Source organism: Mycobacterium sp. NGS24 (assembly GCF_059813065.1).
Map to the genome: position 1 here is coordinate 136,338 of NZ_JCALDW010000002.1, position 20,925 is coordinate 157,262.

General features: G+C 67.1%; 12 protein-coding genes. 1 reads left to right on the forward strand and 11 read right to left on the reverse strand.

All coding sequences use genetic code 11. The features are described from left to right. Positions 1-15 precede the first annotated feature (15 nt). The 10 genes from AC5Y6Y_RS03650 to argC form a co-directional block, all read right to left on the reverse strand. Entirely contained in the window at positions 16-6,294 is a 6,279-nt protein-coding gene (locus AC5Y6Y_RS03650) for an SDR family NAD(P)-dependent oxidoreductase (protein ID WP_499918556.1), read from the reverse strand. 24 nt (positions 6,295-6,318) lie between these two features. Continuing rightward, on the reverse strand, positions 6,319-7,380 hold the full coding sequence (locus tag AC5Y6Y_RS03655; RefSeq protein WP_499918554.1) for a type III polyketide synthase: 1,062 nt from the start codon (positions 7,378-7,380) through the stop codon (positions 6,319-6,321). A gap of 122 nt (positions 7,381-7,502) precedes the next feature. Continuing rightward, positions 7,503-8,915, reverse strand: a complete 1,413-nt coding sequence (gene argH / locus AC5Y6Y_RS03660) for an argininosuccinate lyase (RefSeq protein WP_499918552.1) — start codon at positions 8,913-8,915, stop codon at positions 7,503-7,505. Positions 8,916-8,994: 79 nt separating this feature from the next. Then, positions 8,995-10,191, reverse strand: coding sequence for an argininosuccinate synthase (locus tag AC5Y6Y_RS03665; RefSeq protein ID WP_463825266.1), 1,197 nt, complete (start codon positions 10,189-10,191; stop codon positions 8,995-8,997). A gap of 37 nt (positions 10,192-10,228) precedes the next feature. After that, the gene (locus AC5Y6Y_RS03670) at positions 10,229-10,735 is read right to left on the reverse strand and encodes an arginine repressor (RefSeq protein ID WP_499918550.1); all 507 of its coding nucleotides are present in this window, start codon (positions 10,733-10,735) and stop codon (positions 10,229-10,231) included. Then, on the reverse strand, positions 10,732-11,658 hold the full coding sequence (gene argF / locus AC5Y6Y_RS03675) for an ornithine carbamoyltransferase (protein WP_463825264.1): 927 nt from the start codon (positions 11,656-11,658) through the stop codon (positions 10,732-10,734). Before argF ends, AC5Y6Y_RS03670 begins: the two co-directional genes overlap by 4 nt. Continuing rightward, on the reverse strand, positions 11,651-12,844 hold the full coding sequence (locus AC5Y6Y_RS03680) for an acetylornithine transaminase (protein WP_499918549.1): 1,194 nt from the start codon (positions 12,842-12,844) through the stop codon (positions 11,651-11,653). Before AC5Y6Y_RS03680 ends, argF begins: the two co-directional genes overlap by 8 nt. After that, positions 12,841-13,728: an acetylglutamate kinase gene (gene argB, locus AC5Y6Y_RS03685; protein ID WP_499918547.1), complete on the reverse strand. Its 888-nt coding sequence runs from the start codon at positions 13,726-13,728 to the stop codon at positions 12,841-12,843. The genes AC5Y6Y_RS03680 and argB overlap by 4 nt, the downstream gene beginning before the upstream one ends. Continuing rightward, the gene (argJ, locus tag AC5Y6Y_RS03690) at positions 13,725-14,939 is read right to left on the reverse strand and encodes a bifunctional glutamate N-acetyltransferase/amino-acid acetyltransferase ArgJ (RefSeq protein ID WP_499918546.1); all 1,215 of its coding nucleotides are present in this window, start codon (positions 14,937-14,939) and stop codon (positions 13,725-13,727) included. The genes argB and argJ overlap by 4 nt, the downstream gene beginning before the upstream one ends. Then, positions 14,936-15,979, reverse strand: a complete 1,044-nt coding sequence (gene argC / locus AC5Y6Y_RS03695; protein ID WP_499918544.1) for an N-acetyl-gamma-glutamyl-phosphate reductase — start codon at positions 15,977-15,979, stop codon at positions 14,936-14,938. Before argC ends, argJ begins: the two co-directional genes overlap by 4 nt. A gap of 368 nt (positions 15,980-16,347) precedes the next feature. On the opposite strand from argC, the gene AC5Y6Y_RS03700 reads away from it, so the two are divergent. Continuing rightward, on the forward strand, positions 16,348-17,961 hold the full coding sequence (locus AC5Y6Y_RS03700; protein WP_499929484.1) for a PE family protein: 1,614 nt from the start codon (positions 16,348-16,350) through the stop codon (positions 17,959-17,961). 101 nt (positions 17,962-18,062) lie between these two features. On the opposite strand, the gene AC5Y6Y_RS03705 is transcribed toward AC5Y6Y_RS03700, so the two are convergent. Continuing rightward, positions 18,063-20,639: a PE family protein gene (locus AC5Y6Y_RS03705; protein WP_499919160.1), complete on the reverse strand. Its 2,577-nt coding sequence runs from the start codon at positions 20,637-20,639 to the stop codon at positions 18,063-18,065. Positions 20,640-20,925: the final 286 nt, after the last annotated feature.

The following is a 20,925-nucleotide window of genomic DNA, read 5'->3' on the forward strand; positions in this document are numbered from 1 at the left end:
CGCTGGGTCCATCGTCTAGGAGCCCAGCTCTTCGTCCAGGATGGCGAACAGTTCGTCCTCGCTGGCCGCGGCCAGGTCGTCATCGGTGGTCAGGTCGGCCAGGATCGCGTGCAGTCGGTGTGACAGCTGCGCCTTCTCGGTCGGCGCCCAGTCCCCCCGATTGACCAAGGCGTCCAATTCCCGGGTGATGTCGTTGAAGCGGCTCATCGGCTGAGCGTGCTCGGCGGGGGTCGTCAACCGCAGGTCGAGGTGCTCGGCTAGCGCACTGGGGCTGGGATAGTCGAAGATCAATGTGGGCGAAAGTGCAAGGCCGGTAGCCTTTTTCAGTCGATTGCGCAGTTCCACGGCGGTGAGCGAGTCGAACCCCAGGTCCTGGAATGCGCGCTGGGCGCTGATGTCGGCGATACTCGAACGGCCCAACACGGTGGCGGCGTTGCTACAGACCACATCGACGAGTTCGCGATGACGCTGATCGGCGTCGAGGCCACGCAGACGGGCAGCCAGACCCGTTGACGCTGAGCTGACTTCGGTGTCATCGACGACACGTCGGGTGGGGCGGCGGGCCAGATCGCGCAGCAACACCGGAGCCTCGTCGCCGAGTGCGGCGGCATCCAGGCGGGTGGCGACCAGGGTGCCGGCGGCACCGAGAGTCCTAGCGACCGCCATGTCGAACAACGCGAGCGCCTGCTCGGTGGACAGCGCGGCCAAACCTGCCCGGCTCATCCGGGTCCTGTCGCGGTCCCCCAGATGTCGCGTCATGGCGCTGGGCTGCTCCCAGAGCCCCCACGCGAGGGACAGACCCGGCAGTCCCTGCGCGCGCCGGTGTGCGATCAATCCGTCCAGGAAGCTGTTTGCCGCCGCGTAATTGGCCTGCCCCGGGGTGCCCAGGATACCGGCCATCGAGGAGAACACCGCAAAGACAGCCAGGCCGTGATCGCGGGTCAGTTCGTGCAGGTTCCATGCCCCGTCGACCTTGGCGCGCAGTACCGCGTCCAGCCGGTCCGGCGTCAACGCGGCGATCAACCCGTCGTCGAGAACTCCGGCGGCGTGAATCACGGCCGTGAGCGGAAACTTCTCGGGTACCTCGCCCAGCAAGGCGGCAACACTGTCACGGTCCGCCACGTCAACGGCCGCCACCGACACCTGGGCGCCGGCGTCCTGCAGCTGGCGCACCAACTCCGGAACACCGTGCGCCTCCAGTCCGGAACGGCTCGTGAGCAGCACGTGCGGCACCCGGTAGCGGGACACCACATGCCGCGCCAGCGCGGCGCCGGCCATCCCGGTACCACCGGTGATCAGCACGGTGCCGTTGGCTACCGCGTCGGCGGTCGCGCTGGTCATGGTGAGCACCACCTTGCCGGTGTGCCGGGCCTGGCTCACATAGCGGTACGCCTGCCGCGCCGACCGCACATCAAAGACCTTGACCGGCAACGGTGTCAAGGCTCCGGCGTCGAACAGCACCATCAGTTCGCTCAACATGTGCGCGGTGCGGTCCGGTCCCGCCTCGATCAAGTCGAACGCCCGGTAGCGAACCCCACGGTGGGCCAGTGCCTGCGCATCGCGAACATCGGTTTTGCCCATCTCCACGAAACGCCCGCCCTCGTTCAACAGCCGCAACGAGGCGTCGACGAACTCCCCGGCCAGCCAGTTGAGCACCAGATCGACGCCGGCACCGGCGGTGGCCTTCCGGAAATGTGTCTCGAACTCCAGGGTCCGGGAGTCGCCGATATGATCGTCGTCAAAACCCATCGCGCGCAACGTGTCCCACTTGCCGCGGCTGGCGGTCGCGAACACCTCCAGCCCCCACCACCGCGCCAACTGCACCGCGGCCATACCGACCCCACCGGTGGCCGCGTGCACCAGCACCCGCTCACCGGCCTGAGCCGAGCCCAACACCGACAATCCGTACCACGCAGTCAAAAACACCACCGGAACACCGGCCGCGGTCGCCATGGACCAGCCGTCCGGAACCGGCGTCACCAGCCGACGATCGACCACGGCTTCGGGACCCACCACGCCCAACAGGCCCGTCACCGCCTCACCGACAGCGAGATCGGAAACTCCCGCACCCACCTCGGTGACTGTTCCGGCACCCTCCACACCCAGCTCGCCACCGCCGGGATACATGCCCAGGGCCACCAGAACATCCCGGAAGTTCACTCCTACGGCATGCACCGCGACACGCACCTGCCCGGCACCGAGCGGTGCCGGCGCACACTGCGCAACCCGTACATCCTCGATCGTCCCCGCCGCACCGGTGACCAGGCGCCAGGAGGCCTCCGGCAACACCAGAGTCGACGGTGGACCGGCCGGCCTCAGCCGCGCGCGGTGGGCGGCTCCGCGGCGGATCACCAATTGCGTTTCGCCGCAACCGATCACCTTGTGCACATCGACCGTTCCGTCCGAGTCCACCAGCAGCAGCCGGCCGGGATGTTCGGCCTGCGCGGAACGGACCAAGCCCCACACCGCAGCGCCGGCCAGATCCGAGACGTCCTCGTCGTCCAACGCCACCGCCCCGTCGGTGAGCACGACGAGCACCCCGGGCTGGTCACCGGCCAACCACGCCTGCACCGCCGCCAGTGCGGCGTGCGTGGCCGCATACACCGCCTCCGGCAGCCCAGCAGCTCCGGATGGCAGCTGCCACAACGTCACCGGCGTATCGCACCCAGCGGCGGCGACCGGCGACCACTCGACCTGGAACAACCCGGCATCACCGGTCGCCGGCGACGGGTGTGCCGACAGCGGGCGGAAGACCAGATTTTCGACGGTCATGACGGCAAGCCCGGCCTGATCGGCCAGCTCCAGCGAGACCGAGTCGGTCTCGGTGCGGCTGATCCGGACCCGCAGCACCGTGGCCCCCGCGGCGTGCAACGCCACCCCTTGCCAGACGAACGGCACCACCGTGCCGGCGTGCGCGTCGATGAGTCCGAGGGCATGCAGCGTCGCATCCAGGAGTGCCGGATGGATACCGAAACCCGTCGCGGTCAGCCCGGCATCGTCGGCGAGCGCGACTTCAGCGTAGAGATCGTCACCGGAGCGCCACACCGCCCGCAAGCCGCGAAACGCCGGACCATAGTCGTATCCCCGGGCAGCCAACCGCTGGTAGGCGTCACCCAGATCAATCGGCTGCGCGGCCGCGGGCGGCCACACCGCCATGCCTGCTTGCGGCACCGGCACACCGGCGCTCAGGATGCCCTCGGCGTGCAACGTCCACCCCGAATCCGACTGGGCGGACGAATAGATCGCGATCGAGCAGCGGCCCGAATGGTCCGGCGGACCGAGCACCACTTGGATCCGGGTGTCGCCGCGCAACCACAACGGCGCCGTCAGCGTGAGCTCTTCGACGACCGGACACCCGACCTGATCCCCGGCGCGGATGGCGAATTCGACGAGACCCGCGCCGGGAAACAGTGCCGAGCCGCTGACCGCGTGGTCGGCCAACCACGGTTGTGCAGTCAACGACAACAGGCCGGTGAGCGCCACGCCGGCGGAATCGGGCCTTTCCACCACCGCACCAAGCAGCCCGTGCCCGGCGCCGAGCAAACCGTCGCGACGCACATCCCGGGTAGCGGACTCAGCCAGCCAGAACCGTCGTCGCGCAAACCCATATGTCGGCAATGCCACCGGACGGGCTCCCGCGAACGCCTGCCGCCAATCCACCGCCACACCCGACACGTGGGCTTGGGCGGCCGACAGCCAGAACCGAAGCAGCCCACCATCGTCGCGACCCAACGTCGGAACCACCACCGGATGGTGCGCCTGCACCGTGTCCTCGACGGCGCCGAGAAGTGCCGGGTGCGGGCTGCATTCGATGAACACCTGGTAGCCGGCATCGGCTGCGGCGCTCACGGCACGCTCGAATTGCACTGGCTGCCTGATACTTCGATACCAGTAATCGGCGTCCAACTCGGCGGTGTCGGTAAGTTCGCCGGACGCCGTGGAGAAGAAAGCCACCGGACTGGACCGGGGCTGGATTGATCTGAGTCCCGCAGTGAGATCGGCGCGGATCGCCTCGACCTGGGCAGAGTGCGAGGCGTAGTCGACGTCGATTCGCCGGGCCCGAATGCCGGCGGCATCGCACTGGCGAAGCAGTTCCTCGATGCAGGCCACCTCGCCGGAAACGACCACCGCCGAAACTCCGTTCACCGCGGCAATACTCATCCGCCCGGCCCACCGAGCCACCAGCCACTCAGCTTCAGCCGGCCCGACGGCGACCGATGCCATGGCACCGGACCCGGCCAGCCGCACCAGCAAACGACTGCGCAGCGCCACCACCAGCGCCGCATCCGGCAGCGAAAGCGCCCCCGTTACACAGGCCGCGGCGATCTCGCCCTGCGAATGTCCGATCACCGCGTCGGGTTTCACCCCCAGCGAACGCCACAGTTCGGCCAGCGACACCATCACCGCCCACAGCGCGGGCTGCACCACATCCACCCGATCCAACCCGGGCGCCCCGGGCGCGGCCCGGATCACGTCGAGCAGGGACCACTCGACATGCTTTCGCAGCGCCTGCTCACACCGCTGTAGCTGTGCGGCGAAAGCCGCCGAGCTGTCGAGCAATTCGGCACCCATGCCGACCCACTGCGACCCCTGGCCGGGAAACACGAACACCGTCTTGCCCACCGGGCGGGCCTGGCCGACCACCACGCCGGAACCGGGGTCACCGGCAGCCAACCCGGCCAACCCGTCCATCAGCTGCCTACGGTCGGCACCGACCACGACCGCCCGGTGCTCGAACAGCGATCGCGTGGTGACCAACGACCAACCCACGTCGGGCGCACTCACATCGTCGTCGCCGCCCACCCAGGCCAGCAATCGTGCCGCCTGGTTGCGCAAGGCCTGAGCGGAGCGCGCCGACAGCAGCCATGGAGCCGAACCACGAGATGGCACAGAGCTTTCCACGTCTCGGTTCGTGTCAGGAACTGATTCCAGGATCACGTGGGCGTTGGTCCCGCTGATCCCGAACGACGACACCGCGGACCGGCGTGGCCGCCCGGACTCGGGCCATGCCCGCGCCTCGGTCAACAGTGACACCGCGCCCGCAGACCAATCCACATGCGGCGTCGGCACATCCACATGCAATGTCTTGGGCAGCACGCCGTTCCGCATCGCCATCGTCATCTTGATGACGCCGGCCACCCCGGCCGCCGCCGACGTGTGGCCCATGTTCGATTTGATAGAACCCAGCCACAGCGGCTCGGCACGACCCTTTCCGTAAGTAGCCAGAATCGCCTGTGCCTCAATGGGATCCCCGAGCGTGGTGCCGGTCCCGTGGCCTTCGACAACATCCACGTCAGCCGGGGACAGGCGGGCGCTGGCCAATGCCGCCCGAATGACCCGCTGCTGGGAGGGACCGTTCGGGGTGGCCAGACCGTTGGAAGCGCCGTCCTGATTGACCGCCGAGCCCCGCACCACCGACAACACCCGGTGTCCCAACCGCCGCGCATCCGCGAGCCGCTCCACGACCAGGGCGCCGGCGCCCTCGGCGAACGCCGTCCCGTCCGCAGCACCGGCGTACGCCTTGCATCGACCGTCCGGCGAAAGCGCCCGCTGCCGACTGAATTCGATGAACATGGCGGGCGTAGCCATCACGGTGACCCCGCCGACCAGCGCCAGGTCACACTCCCCCGAGCGCAACGACTGCACCGCCAGATGCAGCGCCACCAACGACGACGAGCACGCAGTATCCACCGACACCGCCGGACCTTCCAGCCCCAGCACGTAGGCGACCCGGCCGGAGGCCACGCTCAAGGTCGAACCACGCAACCCGTAACGCTCCAACTCTGCGGGCACCCGGCCCTGACCACCGTAGGAACCGTGGAACACGCCGGCGAACACCCCGGTCGACGAACCCCGTAGCGAGAGCGGGTCAATCTCCGCTCGCTCCAACGCTTCCCAGCACACCTCCAGCAACAACCGCTGCTGCGGGTCCATCGCGAGCACCTCGCTGGGCGCGATCCCGAAGAACTCGGCGTCGAATCCCGCGACGTCGGCCAGGAAACCGCCGGATCGGGTGTAGGACTTGCCGGCAGCGTCCGGATCGGAATCGAACAATCCCGTCGTATCCCAGCCGCGGTCGGTCGGAAACGCTGAGATCACGTCGCGCCCGTCGGCCACCAGCTGCCACAGCGCCTCGGCTGAATCGACCCCGCCGGGATAGCGACAACCCATGCCCACCAACGCAATTGGTTCGGTGGCTCGAGCCAGGTAGTCGCGGTTCTCCCGCTTGAGTCGCTCGTTCTCCTTGAGGGACCGGCGGAGGGCCTCGATGAGCTCGTCTTGGGTACTGGTCATAAAACCGGCCGGTTGGGCGCCAATTCAGTGCCAGCGCAGGAGCACCAGTTCGGAACAGAACCCGGGACCCATCGCGATCATCAGGCCCGGACTGCCGCTGGGCGGTGGTTTGGCGATGGTGTCGCGCAGCACATGCAGCACCGAGGCCGAGGAAAGGTTGCCGATCTCGCCCAGCGACCGCCAGGTCAGCTCCAGTGCCTCCGACGGCAACCCGAGCGTTTCGGTGATCGCGTTGATGATCTTGGGCCCACCCGGGTGGGTCACCCAGGCACCGATGTCGGTGATCTGTAGACCGTGTTCGCCGAGGAACGCAGAAACATCCTGGCCGACGTACTGCTCGACGACAGCGGCCAGATCCTTCGACAGCACCAGTTCAAAACCCGCGGAGCCGACGTCATAACCCATGGTTCGCAGCGAGTCCGGGTAGAGGTGGCTGCGCGAAGCGAGGATGGCTGGACCATTGGCCCCGATCTGTTCGGCGCGACGGTCTCCGACCCCCACCACCGCGGCAGCGCCGTCGGCGAACAGCGCACTGCCCACCAGTCCCGCCACCGACGGCTTATATCCCGGGAAGGTGAGCGAACACAACTCGACCGACACCAGCGCCGCGATGCCGTCGGGAGCGCCCCGCAGATAGTCGTGCAGCCGGGCCACGCCGGCCGCGCCGGCCACACAACCCAGCCCGAACAACGGCACCCGGCGCACATCGGGGCGCAACCCCAGTCGCCCCGCGATCCGGGCGTCCAGCGACGGTACTGCCAGGCCGGTCACCGTGGTGGTGATGAGCACGTCGAGATCCTGCGGCGCCAGCCCGGCTTCCTCGAGGGCGCCCACCAGGGCCTCGACGCCCAGATCGACGGCCTTCTCCAGAAAGAGCTCGTTGGCCTCGCCGAAATCGTTGAGGTGAGGGTATTTCTCCAGCGGCAACACCAGGTGGCGGCTGTTGACCTTTGCGCTGGCGTGCAGCTGCCGAACGATGTCTTCATATCCCGCGAAGTCGGGGATGTTGACGAAGGTCTCGGTCAGTTCGTCCTGCGAGTAGCGATGCGGGGGCAGCGCGCCGAAAACACCTGCGATGACGCTCATTGGTCCCACCCCTTTGATACGAACATCAAGGTCGCTTTGTTCACCAGGATCGGTCAACGGAATCGCTCAAAGGTCAAAGTTTAGTCGGCCTCAATCTGACCGGCAAAGGAGCAGGCCGCGGCTCAGCGCTGCAACTGCTCGCGCAACCGGTCGGCGGCCGACCGCAGGGCGTCCAGTTGCGCGGCCACTTGAACCGGGGCGGTGCCGCCCCGCGCATCCCGGGACGACACCGAACCCTCGATGGTCAGCACGTCACGGACGGTCGGGCTCAACTCGGGGCTGATCGCGGCCAGCTCGTCGTCGGTCAGGTCCTGCAGCCCGACGCCACGCTGTTCGGCCGTGCGTACCGCCGCACCCGCCGCCTCATGCGCGGAGCGAAACGGAACACCTTGCCGCACAAGCCATTCCGCGATATCGGTGGCCAGCGTGTAACCCGCCGGCGCCAAGGCCGCCATCCGTTCGACGTCGAACGTCAGGCTGCCCACCAGACCCGCCATCGCGGGCAGCAGCAACTCCAACTGCGCGACCGAGTCGAAGACCGGCTCCTTGTCTTCCTGCAGGTCACGGTTGTAGGCCAGCGGTTGGGCCTTCAGGGTGGCCAGCAAGCCGGCCAGGTTGCCGATCATTCGACCGGACTTGCCGCGGGCCAGTTCGGCGATATCGGGGTTCTTCTTCTGCGGCATGATCGAACTGCCGGTGGACCAGGAGTCGTGCAGCGTCACGTAACCGAATTCGGTCGAACTCCAGATGATGATGTCTTCGGCGAGGCGGGACAGGTCGACGCCGATCATCGCGAAGACGAACGCGGCCTCCGCCGCGAAATCCCGGGCCGCGGTGGCGTCCACCGAGTTGTCGGCGGCTGCGGAAAAGCCCAGGTCCGCAGCGATCGCGTCGGGATCCAGACCCAGCGACGAGCCGGCCAGCGCACCTGATCCGTACGGCGAGATCGCCGCACGCTTGTCGAAGTCGAGGATCCGGTCCACGTCCCGCAGCAACGGCTGGGCGTGCGCAAGCAGATGGTGTGCCAGCAGGATCGGCTGCGCGGACTGCAGATGGGTCTTGCCCGGCATGATGGCCGTCGGGTGGGCGCCGGCCTGGTCAGCCAGCGCGGCGACCACATCGAGCACCCCGTCGGCGACCCGGCGCACTGCGTCGCGCAACCACATCCGGAACAGGGTGGCCACCTGGTCGTTGCGGGAGCGTCCGGCCCGCAAGCGGCCACCGAGGTCCGCTCCGACCCGGTCGATCAGGCCACGTTCCAGGGCGGCGTGCACGTCCTCGTCGGTGACCAGGGGCCCGAAACTGCCGTCGGCCACGTCTTCGGCCAGGCTGTCCAGGCCGGTCAGCAGGCCGTCGCGCTGGTCCTCGGTCAATAGCCCGGCCGCGTACAGCACCACGGTGTGCGCGCGGGACGCGATGATGTCGTAAGGGGCCAGCACCCAGTCGAAATGGGTGGACTTGCTCAGCGCGGCCAACGCGTCCGAGGGTCCGCCGGCGAACCGGCCGCCCCACAGCGACCCCTCATTGGTGCTCACTTTTCTCCCGCGAGCAGACACAGAATCGCACTCAATCGCGCAGTTCGGTGCGATTCTGTGTCTGCTCGCCGGCCTGCCGTCACCGTAGGTCCCGGCGGGCGGACAGCTTCGACGACAGCCCGTGCACATAGACGAAGCCCTTGGACATGGACTGGTCGAAGGTGTCGCCCTCGTCGTAGGTGGCCAGGTTGAAGTCGTACAGCGATTCAGGACTGCGCCGGCCGTTGACCGCGATGTGACCGCCGTGCAGCACCAGGCGGATCTCGCCGGTGACGTGCTCCTGGGTCTTGGCGACGAAGCTCTCCAACGCAATCTTCAACGGCGAGTACCACAGGCCGTCATAGACCAACTCGGCCCAGCGCTGGTCGGTCTGGCGCTTGAACCGGCCGAGCTCGCGCTCGAGGGTGACGTGCTCGAGTTCGCTATGTGCGGTGATCAGCACCATCGCACCGGGCGCCTCGTAAATTTCGCGGCTCTTGATGCCCACCAACCGGTCCTCGACGACGTCGAGGCGCCCTACACCCTGGGCGCCGGCGCGGCGGTTGAGCTCCTCGATAGCTTGCAGGACGCTCACCCGGGTGCCGTCGATCGAGACCGGCACGCCCTGTTCGAAGCCGACGATGACCTCGTCGGGGGTGTTCCAGTTGACAGTGGGGTCTTCGGTGTAGTCGTAGACGTCCTTGGTGGGCGCGTTCCAGAGGTGCTCGAGGAACCCGGTTTCCACCGCGCGGCCCCACACGTTCTGGTCGATGGAGAACGGTGAACGCTTGGTGACGCTGATCGGGATACCGTTCTCCTCGGCGAACGCGATGGCCTTCTCCCGCGTCCACGCGTAGTCGCGGACCGGCGCCAGCACCTCGAGATCTGGTGCCAGCGAAGCGAATCCGACTTCGAACCGGACCTGGTCGTTGCCTTTGCCGGTGCAGCCGTGCGAGACGATGCTGCCGCCGTACTCGCGTGCCGCGGCAACCAGGTGTTTGACGATCAGCGGTCGGCTGATCGCCGACACCAGCGGGTAACGATCCATGTAGAGCGCATTGTTGAGGATCGTCGGCAGGCAGTAGCCTTCGGCGAATTCGTCGCGGGCGTCGACGACGACGGCCTCGACGGCGCCGCAGTCCAGTGCCCGCTGCCGCACGACTTCCATGTCCTCGCCGCCCTGGCCGAGGTCGATTGCCACCGCAACGACCTCGCGGCCGGTCTCCTTGCCGATCCAGCTGATGGCCACCGAGGTGTCCAGGCCGCCGGAGTAGGCCAGGATGACGCGCTCTGACATGAACAGTTCTCCTTTAGGGTCGCGAGTCTGCAGCAGTTTATTTGAGGTCTTCCAGTGCGTTCGCCAGCTCGGTGCCGGTCATCGGCTCGCGGGCCGCCACGAACACGGTGTCGTCGCCGGCAATGGTGCCGACCACGTACGGTAACGCCGCGCGGTCGATCGCGCTGGCCAGGTACGGCGCCCCACCGGGTGGAGTGCGCAGCACCGCGAGGTTGGCGCTGGCGTCGGTGGACACCAGCAACTCGCCGAGCAACCTCGAAAGTCGTGACGTACCGCCGGCGACGCCGCGCACCGGGCTGCCGTCCTCGGGGACGACGTAGACGCCCACGCCGCCGTCCGCGCCGCGCAACTTCACTGCACCCAGCTCCTCGAGGTCACGGGACAAGGTGGCCTGGGTGGCCTCGACACCTTCGGCGGCCAGCAGGGCCGCCAGTTCGCCTTGGCTACGCACCTCGTGGGTGGACAGGATGGCCACGATGCGGGCCTGCCGGCCGGCCCGGTTGGCGCTGACCTCGGGTGCGGCCTTGGTGCCGCCGGTGGTCATGAGCGCTGCTCCAGCAACCACACCAGCAGCGCCTTCTGGGCGTGCAACCGGTTCTCGGCCTCATCCCATACCGCGCTGGCCGGCCCGTCGATCACCTCGTCGGTAATCTCGTCACTGCGGTGCGCCGGAAGACAGTGCAGCACAATGGCTTCCGGGTCAGCGATGCTCAGCAGGCGCTGGTTGACCTGGAACGGTCGGAAAGGTTCGACCCGGTCCAGTCCGTCGTCCTCCTGCCCCATCGACGTCCAGGTGTCGGTCACCAGGACGTCGGCGCCGCCGGACGCGCCCTCCGGGTCGGCGGTGACGGTGACTGTCGCGCCGGTCTGCTGGGCGCGCCGCTCGGCCGCGGCGACCACCTCGGGATCGGGGGTAAAACCCTCGGGCGCAGCAACGGTGACGTGCATGCCGGCGGTCACACCGCCCAGCATCAGCGAGTGAGCCATGTTGTTGCCGCCGTCGCCCAGATAGGTCATCTTCAGGCCGTTCAACGTCCCCTTGCGCTCGGCGACGGTCTGAAGGTCGGCCAGCACCTGACAGGGGTGAAATTCGTCGGACAGCGCGTTGACGACGGGCACCGATGCGGCCGATGCCATGGCGGTCAGGCGTTCCTGGCCGAACGTCCGCCACACGATGCCATCGACGAAGCGGGACAACACCCTGGCGGTGTCCTCGAGGGTCTCGTCACGGCCCAGTTGGGTGCTGCGCCCATCCACGACGACGGCGTGCCCGCCCAGCTGGGTGATGCCCATCTCGAACGAGAACCGGGTACGGGTGGAGTTCTTGTCGAAGATCACCGCGATTCCGCGCGGCCCCTCGAGGGGACGACGGCTGAACGGAGACTTCTTGAGTTCGGCTGCCAGGGTCAGGATCTCGGCCTGTTCCGCTGGCGTGAGGTCGTCGTCGCGCAGGAAGTGTCTAAGCATTGCGTGTTCCTGCCGTGTCGAGGATGCCGGTGAGATCGGCGACGAAGCCCTCGAGCTGAGCCTCGCTGACGACCAACGGCGGTGCCAGCCGAATAACGTTGGGAGCGGCCGCGTTCACCAGATACCCGGCGTCCCGGGCCGCCGCTTCGGCGTCTTTGGCGTGCGGCGCCCTCAGCACGATGCCCTGCAACAGTCCCCGTCCCCGCACCTGCTCGATCAGCGGGTGGCCCAGCGATTCGATACCGTGTCGCAGTGCCTTGCCTTTGACGTCCGCGCTGCGCACCAGATCGTCGGCCTGGAGAACCTGGAGCACAGCCAGCGCCGCCGCGGTGCACACCGGGTTGCCGCCGAAAGTGCTGCCGTGCAGGCCGGGGGTCAACAAGTCGGCGGCGGGTCCGATCGCGATACACGCCCCGATCGGCAGACCCCCGCCCAGGCCCTTGGCCAAGGTCACCACGTCAGGAGTGATGCCGTCGTGCTGATGGGCGTAAAACGTTCCGGTGCGCCCCATTCCGGTCTGCACTTCGTCGAGCACCAGCAGCGCGCCGTGGCGTGCGGTGACCTCGCGGGCAGCCGTCAGGTAACTCTCGGGTGGGACGACGACACCACTTTCACCCATGATCGGCTCCAGAAAGACCGCGGCCGTGTCGTCGTCGACCGCAGCGGTGAGGGCCTCAGCGTCGCCGTACGGGATGTGAGTGACGTTGCCCGGCAACGGCTCGAACGGTGCCTGCTTGGCAGGTTGTCCGGTGAGGGCGAGGGAACCCATCGTCCGGCCGTGGAAGGCTTCTTGTGCGGCAACGATTTTCGTGCGGCCGGTGAGTCTGGTGACTTTGAACGCCACCTCGTTGGCCTCGGTTCCGGAGTTGCAGAAGAATACTCGCGCTGGAGCGTCGGCGCCGAGCAGTTCGACCAGCTGCTCGGCCAGGGCGATCCCGGGCTCGGTGGCGTACAGGTTGGAGGTGTGGCCGAGTGTCGACATCTGTTGGGTGACAGCGTCGATGATGGCGGGATGGCGATGTCCGAGAACATTGACCGCGATCCCGCCCAGTAGGTCGATATAGGTCTTACCGTCCACATCGGTGACGACGGCCCCGTCGCCGCTGGCCAATGCCATCGACGGCGTGCCGTAGTTGTTCATCATGACTGCTTGCCAACGTTGTTGAAGCGCCCTTGTTTTCGTCATGCCGACACCACTTTGGTGCCGGTCCCGGCGTTGGTGAACAACTCCACAAGTACACAATGCTGAACACGTCCGTCGATGACATGCGCGCTGGGTACTCCACCGGTGACGGCCCGCAGGCATGCCTCGACTTTGGGGATCATGCCCGACTCCAGTCTGGGGAGCAGTTGAGACAGTGTGGCCGTGTCGATTTCGCTGACCAACGAGGTGCGGTCCGGCCAGCTGGTGTAGAGACCTTCGACATCGGTCAGCATCAACAACTTCTCGGCACCCAGGGCTTCGGCCAGTGCAGCGGCCGCAGTGTCGGCGTTGATGTTGTGCACCACGCCTTCGGCATCCGGTGCCAGCGTGGAAACCACCGGAATGCGCCGTGCCGCAATGAGATCCAAAACTGCTGCGGTATTCACCAATTCGACATCGCCGACCAGGCCGATGTCCGTGTCGATGCCGTCGACAGTCACGCTGCGCCGCACCGCGGTGAACAACTGCGCATCCTCGCCGGTGATCCCGACCGCGTACGGCCCGTGCGCATTGATGAGGTTGACCAGCTCGCGGCCCACTTGGCCGAACAGCACCATCCGGGCGACGTCGAGCACTTCCGGTGTGGTGACGCGGAATCCGCCTTTGAAGTCACCTTCGATGCCCAGCCGCCGCAGCATAGCGGTGATCTGCGGCCCGCCACCGTGGACCACCACGGGGTGCACGCCGCAATTACGCAGGAACGCCATGTCGGCGGCGAATGCCCGGCGCAGCGATTCGTCGATCATCGCGTGGCCGCCGTACTTGATGACCACGATCTTGCCGTGCAGCTGTTTGAGCCACGGCAGTGCCTCAGCCAATACCTGCGCCTTGACCTGGGTGGATAACATGTCGGTGCCGTCGGTCATGAGCTGTAGGCCGAGTTCTCTTCGACATACCCGTGCGAGAGGTCGGTGGTGCGGATGGTGGCCGCACCGTCACCGAGCGCAAGGTCCACCACGATGTTGATGTCGGCACCCGATAGATCGACGTCGCGGGCGCCCGGCGCCCCTGCCCCGTCGCGATAGACGACAAAGTCGTTGAATGACACGGTGATCAGCTCGGGCTCGAGTGCGACCGGTGCCATCCCCACGGCTGCGAGCACTCGGCCCCAGTTCGGGTCGGATCCGAATAGAGCGGTTTTCACCAGACTGTCGCGGGCGATGACCCGCGCCGCGACCAGCGCGTCCTGCTCTGAGGCGGCGCCTTTCACCGTCACGTTTACCCGCTTGGTGACGCCCTCGGCGTCGGCCTGCAACTGGGCACACAGGTCGTCACAGACCTGCAGCACCGCCTCATCGAGATCTGCTTGGGAGGGGATGATTTCGCTGGCGCCCGAGGCCAACAGCAAGACGGTGTCGTTGGTGGAACAGCTGCCGTCGACGTCGAGCCGGTCGAACGTGTGGGCGGTGGCGCGGCGCAATGCATGTTCGAGCGCCGGGGTCTGGGCCACCGCGTCGGTGGTGATCACGCAGAGCATGGTGGCCAGCGACGGCGCCAGCATCCCGGCGCCCTTGGCCATCCCGCCCACCGTCCAGTTGTCTTTGTGGTGCAGCGCAACCTGTTTCGGAAACGTGTCGGTGGTCATGATGGCGTGTGCGGCATCGTCGCCTCCGGTCAGTCCGCCGTGCATGTCGTGAACGATGTCGCGAACTCCGGCGAGGACCTTGTCCATCGGAAGCCGGTCGCCGATCAACCCGGTGGAGCACACGGCGACCTCGATGGCCCCGGTCTCGGTTCCCCAGTCCGACAATGCGGCAGCCACCGCTTCGGCCGTCGCGTGGGTGTCCTGGAAACCGCCCGCACCGGTGCACGCGTTAGCGCCACCGGAATTGAGAATGACTGCCCGCAGGCGACCGGTGGTCAACACCTGCTGGGTCCACAGCACGGGGGCGGCCTTGACCTTGTTGCGGGTCAAGACGCCGGCCGCCGCATAATCGGGCCCCTCATTGAAGACCAATGCCAGATCCAGAGCACCGGACACCTTGATGCCGGCGGCGATTCCGGCGGCGCGGAAGCCGGCCGGGGCGGTGACCCCTTGGGCCCGCAGCAGTCGCGTGGCGTTGACAGTTTCAGTCACGGCGCGACTCCGACGACCGAAAGCCCCTCGGTTTCAGGCCATCCCAGTGCCAGATTCATCGACTGCACCGCGCCGCCGCCGGTGCCCTTGACGAGATTGTCGATGGCTGCGATTGCCACGAATGTCTGCGCCCGCTCATCCACTGCTATCGCGATATGCGCGGCGTTGCTACCGATCACAGACCCGGTGCGCGGCAATTGACCCTCCGGCAACAGGTAAACAAAGGGCTCGGCGTCGTAGGCCTTCTCGTAAGCGGTTCGGAACTGGTCGATGGAGGCTCGGGTACGTGCCGTGCAGGTGGCCAGGATGCCGCGCGACGTCGGAATCAACACGGGAGTGAATGACACGGTGACGTCACCGGCGCCGACTGCACCTAATCCTTGGGCAATCTCGGGAGTATGGCGGTGGACGCCACCGATGCTGTATGCCCGCGCCGACCCGATCACCTCTGCGCCGAGCAATTCGGTCTTGGCGCCGCGACCGGCGCCCGAGGTCCCGCTGACAGCCACCACGGTGACCGCTGGATCGACGAGTTCGTCAGCGATTGCAGGCAGCAGGGCCAGCAGTGCCGCCGTCGGGTAGCAGCCAGGCACGGCAATGCGTCGGGCTTTTTTGAGCTGCTCTCGCGCGCCGGGCAACTCGGGCAGCCCATAGGGCCAGCTCCCGGCGTGCGCGGAGCCGTAGAAGCGTTCCCAGGCTGCGGCATCGGTGAGCCGAAAGTCCGCACCGCAGTCGACGATGAGGGTCTCGGGGCCGAGCTGTTCGGCAAGGGCGGCCGAATGCCCGTGGGGGAGAGCGAGAAAGACCACGTCGTGGCCACGGAGGATGTCGAGATCAGTAGGTTGGACTACCCGGTGTGCCAGTGGGACCAAGTGCGGGTGATGTTCGCCGAGGGTGCTGCCGGCGCTGGATGCCGCGGTGACTGCTCCAATGGTAAGCCGACCGTCGGCCAGTGCGGGATGCCCGAGGAGCAGACGAAGGATCTCACCACCCGCATAGCCACTCGCCCCGGCAACGGCCACCTTCATCCCGTCGATCATCCGGCGATAGTTGCATGGTTATTCATTAGATTGCAAATTCATTCCGTACACCGCGGGATAGCACCTTGCCCATTGACTCCTCGTCGGTTGGCGCTAAAGTCAACTCGACACGCCGGTGAGGACCTCACCCGATCCCCATCTGAGCCCTGCTACGCAGGAGCAGTTGCTCTCTCGCGCAGTTGATTTCGGCCCAAAGGTAGGACTGCTGGGGTGATCGCAGACCCTAAGATTCCGGCCGGAAACTCTCAGAAATATTTGGTTTAGCGCCATCCTGGCGTGGGGATCTATTGCGCACGTGTTGCCTTCGCGGCGTTCGGGCGTCTGAGGCTCATGGTTTATGTCTGTTTGGGTCATCTGGGGAGATGGACATGTCTGTATTGATCGTGCCTGAATTCGTGGAAGCGGCTGCCGAGCAATTGGCCGGGCTTCGTTCCACATTGGTCGACGTCAGTTCTGCAGCAGTGGGAGCGACGGCTGAGGTGGCGCCGGCGGCCGCAGATGAGGTGTCAGCTGCAATCGCGAGGCTGTTCGGCACCTTTGGTAGCGACTACCAGGCCGCCAGCGCCCAAGCCGCGGCGTATCACCAGGAGTTCGTCAATGCACTGACCCGTGGCGCGACGTCCTACGCTGCCGCGGAAGCGTTGAACGTGTCGGCCCTGTTCAATCTGGGTCAGCTCGCCACCAATATTGAGATCGGTCTCGGCAATCTGGCCGCCGGGCTCAACGGTGCCCTCAACGCATCGTTGGGTGGCTTCGGCCTCTCGCTCGGCGGATCCGGGTCCCTCGGCCTCAACGCCGCGAACGCCTTCCGCGCCTTCGCAGCACTGCCCAGCCTCGGCGCGGGTCTGGCGCTGCAGACTGGCGGGGCGCTTGCCTCTGGCTTCGGCGCGGGGCTTGCCCAAACCGGTCAGATCATCACCAACCTCGGCGTGGGGCTGGGCGGCGCTGGTGCGTCTATCTCGGCCTTGGGCGCGGGACTTACCGGCGAGGCCAACGCTGCGCTTGCGGCGTTCTTGAGCGGAACACTGGGCGCCAACATCTCCGCGAACCTCACCGCAAACTTCACCGGGGCGCTGCCGTCGCTGGCTGCGCTTGCACAAACCGGCGGCGCGTTGATCGGCAACATTTCCGCCGCGCTGAGCGGCGGATTGCCAGCCTTGAACGCTGCATTCAACAGCGGCATCAACGCAATACTCAACCTGGGCGCCAACCTCACCCTGCCCGCCCTGCCCGGCTTCCCCGGCTTCGCCTTCCCCGGCCTGGACCTGGACTTCGGCCTGCCCGGCATCACCATCCCCGGCATCCCCGGACTGTCGCTGCCCAACTTCGGCGCCGCCCTGACCGGCGGGCTGAACACCCTGGTCAACCTGGCCGGCAACCTCACCCTGCCCGCCCTGCCCGGCTTCCCCGGCTTCACCTTCCCGCCATTCGACTTCGACTTCACCCTCCCGACCTTCAACTTCCCAGCTCTGCCGATGCTGAGCGCGTCGCTCAACGTCAGTGCACAGGTCGCGGCGAACCTCGGCGCGGCGCTGTCGGGTGCCTTCAACGCCGGACTCGAAGGTGTGGTCAATTCTGGTCAGGTTCTGGCGGCAAGCTTGAGCGCTGGTCTGACGGGGCTTACGCAGACCGGGGCGAATCTGACGGCCAATCTCCTCGGCGCTCTGAGCGGTAGTACCGGAACCGGTTTCGCCCTGGCTGACATCTGGCTGGATGCCGCCAACGAGGTCGCCTCCGTCTTCGGTGGAGCCCTCAACAGCAGCATCAATGCTGGTCTTGCCGGGTTTGGCCAGACCGGCGGGGCGTTGACAGCAGGCCTGCAGGGTGCGCTCAACGGCTTGACTCAGACTGGCGGTGCGTTCTTGGGTTCGCTCGATGACGTCGCCCTCAGCTTGGCCCTGGCCGGTAATGCCGCACTGACTAACTTGCAGTTGGCTCTTCAGGCCGCGATCAACGCCAGCTTCGGCCTGAACGTGGGTTAGGCGACAGGCCCGGCCGCCATTTGTGGGTTTGGCCGGGCCTCAAGCCACTGGCAGCTCAACGGAATCCTGCAGCTCGAACTCGTCGCTCAACTGCAGATCTACTACGCGATAGCTCGCGCGAGTTGTGCGGGCGCGTAGTTCAGCAGCGCCGGAACGATGCCACCAGCGGTAGTACCACCGAGCACGATGGTGATCGGCGGCAACGGGGAAACCGTCACTGTCGCGGTGAACGGTCGTAGCGGCGAAAGAATGCCGCCGATCGGAACACCGACTGTTGCCGGGGGCAATCCGGGTAGCGCCAAGGCCAGCGGCAGCGTCGCCTCGCCGTTGAGGAAGGCGTCGGTGATGATTGCCGGCGATTCGACAAGTGTGGTCAAAGCCGCCGCGAAATTGCCCGCCTGAACGGCATTGACGAAAGTTGTCGCGCTATTGACCGTGGCTATCGTGCTGGTGAGAGGTGCTCCTAGGGCATCGACGGCCAGCGCCAGCGGCAAGCCGAACGTGATGCTGCCGCTCAGCGTCGTGGTGTTGATCGCCGCGGCGATATTGGTGTCCAGCACGGTGTCGATCACGTTGGTGACGTTCTGCGCGAACTCACCCGGGATGCTCAAGATGGGCAACAGGTCACCGAGCGTCCCGACCAGCATGATGTTCGACAGGTCCGCAGTGTCGAGGCCACTGATCAGGGTGTTGAGCAGTGCACCTCCGACGACGCGCACCGCGCCACCGGTGTCACCCGCCAGAAGGTCCTGGAAGGCCACTTGCAGGCTGGAGGGTATGCCCGCCACCCCAATCGAGAAGTCGCGCGTCGCATTGGTGAGCGACGTCAGCGTCAGCCGCCCATAGTCGTACTGGTTAGCCAGGATCTGCTGCAGGAACGGCGAAGGGTCGGCCAGGTAACTGCTGCCGATGCTTCGCAAGTTGGCAACGGTGTTGTTGAACAAATTCTCGTACGGTTCAAGGATCGGAATGCTGTCGCCCAAGCCGGCAGCTACCGCTGCGGCCCCGGGAGCGCCGCTCTGCCCAAAGAGCAGACCGGCGGAACCTGCGTTGCCGCCGCCTCCCTTGGCGCCGGCCCCGGCAGCACCCGCGCCACCACCGCCGCCCGGGCCGCCGTCTCCACCATTCCCGGCAATCGCGGCGTCACCGCCGTTACCACCGGCGCCGCCAGTACCGCCAGTGCCTGCCTGAGAACCAGTCCCGGTGTGAGATCCCCCGGTCCCACCCTCCCCACCGGTTCCGCCACCACCAACCAGGAAGCTGGCTCCGCCGGAACCACCCGCACCGCCGGTGCCACCGGGTTGGCTGCCTCTGGCGGTAGTCCCACCAATGCCGCCGTCGCCGCCACTACCGCCGGTGCCATAGAGCAACCCGCTGGCACCTCCCTGGCCGCCGGCCCCGCCGGTCCCGCCGGACAGGGCGCCCAAGAGGCTGGAGGTGCTGGGTCCGCCTGTGCCGCCGAACCCCCCGGCGCCGCCGTTGCCGATGAGGCCGGCGCTGCCACCAGCACCGCCGATGCCGCCATTACCACCTGTCAGTGCCAGTCCGGACGTGGTGCCACCGTTTCCGCCAGCTCCACCGGCACCCCCGTCGCCGTACAGCAGTCCGGCGTTTCCACCCCGTCCGCCGGCGCCACCGGGTCCACCGATTCCCAAGGTGGCGCCGCTGGCGGCACCGCCACCTCCGCTGCCACCAGATCCCAAAATCCCGACATTGCCGCCAGCACCACCGGCCGCACCGCCGGTACCCCCGGACGATCCCCCGGCACCCCCATTGCCGACCAACGTGTCTCCGCCGCTGCCGCCGGCCCCGGCGGTACTCGTTCCACCCTCGCCGCCGTTGCCGAAGAAGGCGTTTCCGCCGTTGCCAGCCGGACCCGTCGTACTGGATCCGCCGGCGCCACCGCTACCGATGAACCCGCCGTCCGCCCCGGCGGCTCCGGTCCCAGCCCCGCCGCTGCCGCCGTCGCCGACGAACAGGCCGGCCTGACCGGCTGCGCCGCCGGACGGCCCGGCGCCACCACCGCCGCCGTTGCCGAAGAACAGGGCGCTGCCGCCGGCGCCGGCCGCACCCGTGCCACTGCCCCCGCCAGCGCCTCCGTTGCCGTAGAACAATCCACCGGTGCCGCCTCGGCCTCCGGCGCCGGCACCGACCCCGGTGCCCCCAGCACCACCATTGCCGAACAACCCCGCCGCACCGCCGTTGCCGCCGGCGCCATCCGTGGGACCGCCCGCCCCGCCCTTGCCGCCATTACCGAACAGCAGCCCACCCGGCGCGCCGTCGCCGCCCGCGCCTGACCCGGTTCCCGCAGCCCCGTCCGCGCCGTTGCCGATCAGCGGGCGGCCCAACAGTGTCTCGGCGGGTGAGTTGATGGCTGCGGCCAGGGCCTGCGACGCGTTGGCCGCCTCAGCGGCCGCGTACGAGGCCGCACCCGCGTTCAAGGTCTGCACGAACTGGGCGTGAAACGCCGAGGCCTGCGCGTTGAGCGACTGGAATTGTTGGCCGTAGACCCCGAACAGCTGGGAAACCGCCGCCGACACCTCGTCAGCCGCGGCAGCCGCTAACGTCGTCGTCGGGGCCGCCGCGGCGGCAGCGGCGTCGCCGAGCGCCGTGCGAATTCCGGCCAGATTGTCAGCGACCGCGGTGAACAGATCTGGCGTTGCAACCAAGTACGACATTGTTGGCTTCCTCGCTTCGTTGCAGAGTTCGCCTGATCTGTCTCAGGGTGTATCGCAGCCTAAATCGACTCCCGACAATGCGCGGGAATTTACTTGGATTGGCACCTCGCGAATTGCTGCATACCAACTGCGTGCTGCGCCACTGCGCGGACCTGAGGGGATCAACTAGGGAAGGCAGCAGGCTCGTCGGCTCGAAAGGGAGCCCAGCGGAGATCCGTCAAGTTCGCGACTGGATCATTGCAGTTCGGACGAAGAACAATTTATTTCGCAGCATCGGCCTCAACCC